The organism is Pontibacter rugosus (genome assembly GCF_042678745.1).
Lineage (GTDB): Bacteria > Bacteroidota > Bacteroidia > Cytophagales > Hymenobacteraceae > Pontibacter > Pontibacter rugosus.
Genome location: NZ_JBHTLD010000272.1, coordinates 1 through 5,393, shown reverse-complemented (window position 1 = coordinate 5,393; position 5,393 = coordinate 1). Strand labels below are relative to the sequence as shown.

4 protein-coding genes are annotated in these 5,393 nt (G+C 43.9%); 3 read left to right on the top strand and 1 reads right to left on the bottom strand.

What is annotated here, in order from left to right; all coding sequences use genetic code 11:
* Positions 1-84: 84 nt before the first annotated feature.
* The gene (locus ACFQ2O_RS19595) at positions 85-1,119 is read left to right on the top strand and encodes an N-acetylmuramoyl-L-alanine amidase family protein (RefSeq protein WP_377532014.1); all 1,035 of its coding nucleotides are present in this window, start codon (positions 85-87) and stop codon (positions 1,117-1,119) included.
* A gap of 106 nt (positions 1,120-1,225) precedes the next feature.
* Here ACFQ2O_RS19595 and ACFQ2O_RS19590 read toward each other — a convergent pair whose 3' ends face one another.
* Positions 1,226-1,612: a hypothetical protein gene (locus tag ACFQ2O_RS19590; RefSeq protein WP_377532011.1), complete on the bottom strand. Its 387-nt coding sequence runs from the start codon at positions 1,610-1,612 to the stop codon at positions 1,226-1,228.
* Between the two features lie 265 nt (positions 1,613-1,877).
* Here ACFQ2O_RS19590 and ACFQ2O_RS19585 point away from each other — a divergent pair, with 265 nt between their 5' ends.
* Positions 1,878-3,155, top strand: coding sequence for a cytochrome P450 (locus ACFQ2O_RS19585; protein WP_377532006.1), 1,278 nt, complete (start codon positions 1,878-1,880; stop codon positions 3,153-3,155).
* Between the two features lie 540 nt (positions 3,156-3,695).
* Positions 3,696-5,084 (top strand): MBL fold metallo-hydrolase RNA specificity domain-containing protein, encoded by a 1,389-nt coding sequence (locus tag ACFQ2O_RS19580; protein ID WP_377532004.1) that lies wholly within the window; start codon positions 3,696-3,698, stop codon positions 5,082-5,084.
* The last annotated feature ends 309 nt before the right edge of the window (positions 5,085-5,393 follow it).

Below are 5,393 nucleotides of genomic sequence, written 5' to 3'. Positions count from 1 at the left end.
CTTAGCAACCTTTGCATTGGATGCTCCGAATAACTTTCATCCTTACAAAATTTTTTATACTATCTTTTCGTAAGAGATAGTGAGATGATAATTAAAAGAACTTTGCGCACCCTTATACTTTTACTAGTACTTTATATTTCCGCTACACCAGCTTTCAGTCAGTCTTACCAAAAAGTAGTAGCCAAAGCTGGCGATGGGATTTACGTGTTACTTCGACGCCATGGCCTTAACCCCAACGATCACCTGCAGGCTTTTAAGGAGCTAAACGAGAAAAACATAGGGGAAGGCAACAGCTTGTATGCCGGTCGTACCTACCTGCTTCCGGCCACTAATTCTGCTGCTGCTAAGGCCACTCCTGCTACCAGCTCAACATCTCCTAGTGTTCTGAAAGTGCCGCTGTTCGGGCCTAAGTATGAGCGTGTTGAAATTATTAACCGACAGTTAGCAGGAGCTGTGTTTTACCTGGTGGCAGGCCATAGCGGACCTGATCCTGGTGCTGTAGGCAAATATGGTCCGCACATGCTAAGCGAAGATGAATATGCATATGATGTTACTATCCGCTTGGCCCGCAGGCTTATGGAGCGTGGGGCTACTGTTTACATGATCATCCAAGACCCTGACGATGGTATTCGGGATGATAATATACTGAAGATGGATAAAGATGAAGTTAGTTATTTTGGCAAGCCTGTGCCTTATGATCATAAACTACGCCTGCGACAGCGGGTGGCAGATATAAACAGGCTGGCATTGCAACACAAAGGAGCTTATCAGCGCATGCTCTCCGTGCACATCGACAGCCGAAGTAAAGGTCAGAACATTGATGTTTTCTTCTATCACCACGAAAACAGTGCTGCCGGGCTTGCACTAGCTCAGCGTATCCACCAGGTTTTTGATACCAAGTATAACCGGCATCAGCCTAACAGAGAATATTTTGGCAGCGTTACTCCGCGCAGCAGTTTGTATGTGGTAAAGTATAGCCACCCGCCAACGGTTTTCGTGGAACTGGGTAATATCAAAAACGATAAGGACCAGCGCCGTTTTGTAATACCTAACAACAGGCAGGCGCTGGCTAACTGGATAACAGAGGGAATCATCAACGATTATAAGGCAAGCAAGTAACTAAAAGTTGCTTCTGAAAAATGCCACAAAGCAACAGAAAACTACAGAAACAGCAAAGCAGGGCCTACACCCTGCTTTGCTGTTTCTGTAGTTTTCTGTATTGTAGTTATGCCTGCTGGTAATTGTACTCCAATAGCCTTTTTATACTGCTTCTGTGCGCGTCGTTGGTATTGTCTTCTGCTCCGGGGTCAACCATTTCTTTTGTACCAATAAGTAGTTGGCGCTTCACAACATCAGGCTCTTTGTCGCGGGTGAAGTATAAAGCTACAAAATCATTTAACCCATAAAAGCCTTCACGTCCCATACCCATAGTTGTGAGTATAGTGCTTACTTTATCTACTGCTCCTGGCTCTGCCTTCTCACTAAAGCCAAAGTATTTGAGGCCATTGCTGTGGTCCTCACGATGTTTTGGGAACTCCTTCTTTAGGCTTTGTTCAAATTGTTGTTGCTTCTCCTGTTTGTCGAAATGGTATAGCAAAACGAAATTTTCCATATACAATTCATTTAAAATTACAGTAACACCTTGATCTTTTAAGCTACGGCTTGTTATATGGAGAGTTCCAGCTTTAATGCAACTATAGCGATACGGCAGGTAAACGTATGACCTATGGTGGTTAAACAAATTTATTCACCGATCTGGATCCAGGTTCATTTAGAGCAAAGAAGACAGCCTCTTAAGCTTTTCATTAACCAGCTAACCTGCTTCGCGTAGGTACTAAGCATACGTATATTTTACTTACAACTTATATATTATTGCTATGAAAAACATTCCCCATGAGCATACTTTAGATAGCTCTTTAGCCGTCATCACAGAAGGTTACCACTACATGCACAAGCGCATGCAGGAGCTGAATACCGACATATATGAGACACGTTTATTAGGTGAGAAAGCTATCTGTATGCATGGACCGGATGCGGCGCAGCTACTATATGATAATGAGTTTTTCTGGCGTAAAGATGTTCTGCCTAAAAGGGTGCAAAATACACTAATGGGTAAAGATGGGGTGCAGATGTTGGATGATGAGCAGCACAGGCATCGTAAAGCTTTGTTCATGTCAATGATGTCGAGAGACAGAATACAGGAGCTGATGGATATGCTGTTACGCTACTGGCGAGCCTACGCGCTAAAATGGGAAAAGATGGAGCGTGTAAACCTGTTTGACGAAGCGCAGGAAGTTTTCTGCTTAGCTGCCTGCGAATGGGCTGGTGTACCTCTTAAACCGACAGAAGTGCGCGAGCATGCAAATGAGTATGTAAACATGATCTATGGCTTTGGAGGCATTGCCGCCCGTTACCTGCGCGGTGTGCATGCCCGTAATAAATCGGAAGAGTGGAACAGCCAGATCATTGAAGATATCAGAAGTGGTAAGCTTCAGGTGCCAGAATACACGGCTGCCTATAAGTTTGCCACTTACCGCGATCTGAATGGCGAGTTATTAAGCACACGTGTAGCCGCAGTAGAGTTAATGAACATTGTACGCCCTATTGTTGCCATTGCCACCTATGTCACTTATTCGGCACTGGCGCTGCATGAGCACCCGGAGCACCTGGAAAAACTCCGTTCGGGAGATGATAAGTTTGCACAGCTGTTTGTGCAGGAAGTGCGCCGCTTCTACCCTTTCACACCATTTTTAGGCGCACGTACACGCAAGGATTTTGAGTGGAAGGGGCATCAGTTTGAGGAAGGTACGCTGGTTTTGTTGGATGTGTATGGCATGCTGCACGATCCGAAACTATGGCCAGAGCCAAACGAGTTCAAACCTGAACGTTTTAAAACCTGGTCTGGCAGTCCGTTTGATTTTATACCCCAGGGCGGAGGCGATTTTGACATGGGCCACCGCTGTGCCGGAGAATGGGTTACCATAGAGGCCATGAAAGTGGCACTGCAGTTTCTGACGCAGGAGGTTCAATATAACGTGCCAGCGCAAGACCTTACAGTTAACAGAAACAAAATGCCTACTAAACCTAAGAGCGGTTTTGAAATTGACCAGGTGCATTTTGTCGGTCAGCCTGTAGCAAGCGGCAGCGAGGTATAACAGGAAACATTTTAGTGTGTAAGAGAAAAGAGGCTTATACTGTAAGCCTCTTTTTTTACGCTATAAATCTTCAAGTACTCGAACAAATTCAAAATAACCTGATTTGTCCTCCTGAAGGGATACTGTTGCGAGAAATCCCTATCCCCAGCAAATCGCAAAAGCTTTACTTCCGGGGGCAGGGGTCCTCTACTTCCAACAAGCTTCTTACAGAATAACAGGTATTTAGTAAATGTAAAGTTAATTCCGCCACCTTTATTTAGAAGTAAACACTCAATAGGATAATTGGTACGGAGAGCATGGTGAAAAAATCCTTCACAAGGATGTATTGCTTGAATACACGAAATAGAAATAGGCTTTAGATGAATTAAAAGTGCCTGCCTTTCCTCTGTTTTTTCAAAGCATACTTCGCTAAGCGCTTTATCTGATTTGTTATATTATTTGCTTTGCTACTATCCGCAGCTCGCCTACTACGTATTATCTCCCATTGCCTTTTGCTACAGTTGTAGCATATTTTTACCTCCAATAAATGAAACCAAACATATGAGTGATAAAACTACCGATGAAATTGAGCTACAGTTTATAGGCGCGGCCGGAATTGTGACAGGATCAAAAACATTTATACAAACGCCCCATCGCAAAATCTTAGTTGATTGCGGCCTCTTTCAAGGGAAAAAATCAGAGCGAAAGCTGAATAAAGTAAAGAAACTTCCTTTCAGACCTGCAGAGCTGGATGTGATTATACTTACGCATGGCCACCTAGACCACAGCGGATATCTACCGGTGCTGGTAAAGAAAGGATATAAAGGAGCTATACATGCCACTCATCCCACGAAAGATATAACTGAGGTTATACTATATGATAGTGCTAAAATACAGGAAGAGGATGCCGCTGCGGCAAACAAAAGACGCGAACATGGGCGGAAACCCCGAAAGCCACTGTATAAAGCAAAACATGTAAACCAGACAATTGAACAATTCAAGACACATGCGGCAGACGAATGGGTAGAGATTGCGAAAGACCTGCGCTTTCGGTTCACGAAAAGTGGTCACATACTTGGCTCTGCCTCTGTTGAGTTAGAGGTGGAAGGTAAAACATTTCTTTTCTCAGGAGATATAGGCCAACGCTCCCCGCTTATACTTGACCCGCCTGCGCGTTCTAAAAAAGCAGACTACGTAATTTTAGAGTCTACCTATGGTAACAAGCTGCACGACGCCAAAACATCTCCTTACCAGGCACTTCAGGATGTAGTTAATTCTACGTTCGAAAAAGGTGGCACACTGGTGATACCTAGCTTTGCGGTGGAGCGGGCACAGGAAATCATTGTAATCCTTAACAACCTGATGGATGAGAAAAGCATCCCTCAACTCCCCATCTACCTCGATTCTCCTATGGGTATAGACATCACCCAACTGTTTCAGAACCATAATGGCTGGCACAACCTGAGCAAAACAGAAACAGCAGGTTTAACTAAAAATGTACACATCATCCGTGATTTTCAGGAGACTCTGGGCGTTCTCGATTCCAATGGTCCGAAGCAGAAAATCATTATTGCTGGCAGTGGCATGGCCACCGGTGGTAGAGTACTTTACTATTTAAAGCAGCTTTTAGGAGACAGTAAAAATACCATACTACTGGTTGGCTACCAAGCCAGCGGAACCAGAGGGCAAAAACTGGCAAGCGGTGCCAATTCGTTAAAGATAGATGATGAGCAATATACAGTAGAAGCGTCTATCAGTCAGATTGGCTCTTTATCAGCACATGGCGACCAGGAGGATTTACTATGGTGGCTTGGCTTGCTGGATAAACCTAAGCAGGTGTTTTTAAACCATGGTGAGCCAGAGGCAGCCAAAGTCCTTCGCGAGAAAATAGTAGAACAGTACAAATGGCCAGTGGAGGTTGCTGCACTGAATAAACTATATAAACTTTAAACAACCATGGTAATAGCTACCCGGTGTTGCCCCTATGCACCTATGCTTATGGCAAGCTAATACTGCCCTGAATGTTTAAAGGCGCTTTAGATGTTTTATAGAGTCAGAACAGTATCTAATGTGGGAAGAATCACAGTGTCTGATTCTGTTGCAGATAGGTTTCATCTTAAAGCATCCTGTTTCAAAATGGGCTTGTTATGCTATTAGTTTAAAGCCTGTGTTACAACATACTAATAGTTCGTCATTTGTTCATTTATACATATTTAGTAACAAACTCTGATGAGAGGCGTTATAATAAGCGTCAGCAAT

What these genes read in the sequence shown, in the direction of transcription:
- ACFQ2O_RS19595 (WP_377532014.1), top strand. Translation starts at nt 85, where the DNA reads ATGATAATTAAAAGAACTTTGCGCACCCTTATACTTTTACTAGTACTT.
- ACFQ2O_RS19590 (WP_377532011.1), bottom strand. Translation starts at nt 1,612, where the DNA reads ATGGAAAATTTCGTTTTGCTATACCATTTCGACAAACAGGAGAAGCAA.
- ACFQ2O_RS19585 (WP_377532006.1), top strand. Translation starts at nt 1,878, where the DNA reads ATGAAAAACATTCCCCATGAGCATACTTTAGATAGCTCTTTAGCCGTC.
- ACFQ2O_RS19580 (WP_377532004.1), top strand. Translation starts at nt 3,696, where the DNA reads ATGAGTGATAAAACTACCGATGAAATTGAGCTACAGTTTATAGGCGCG.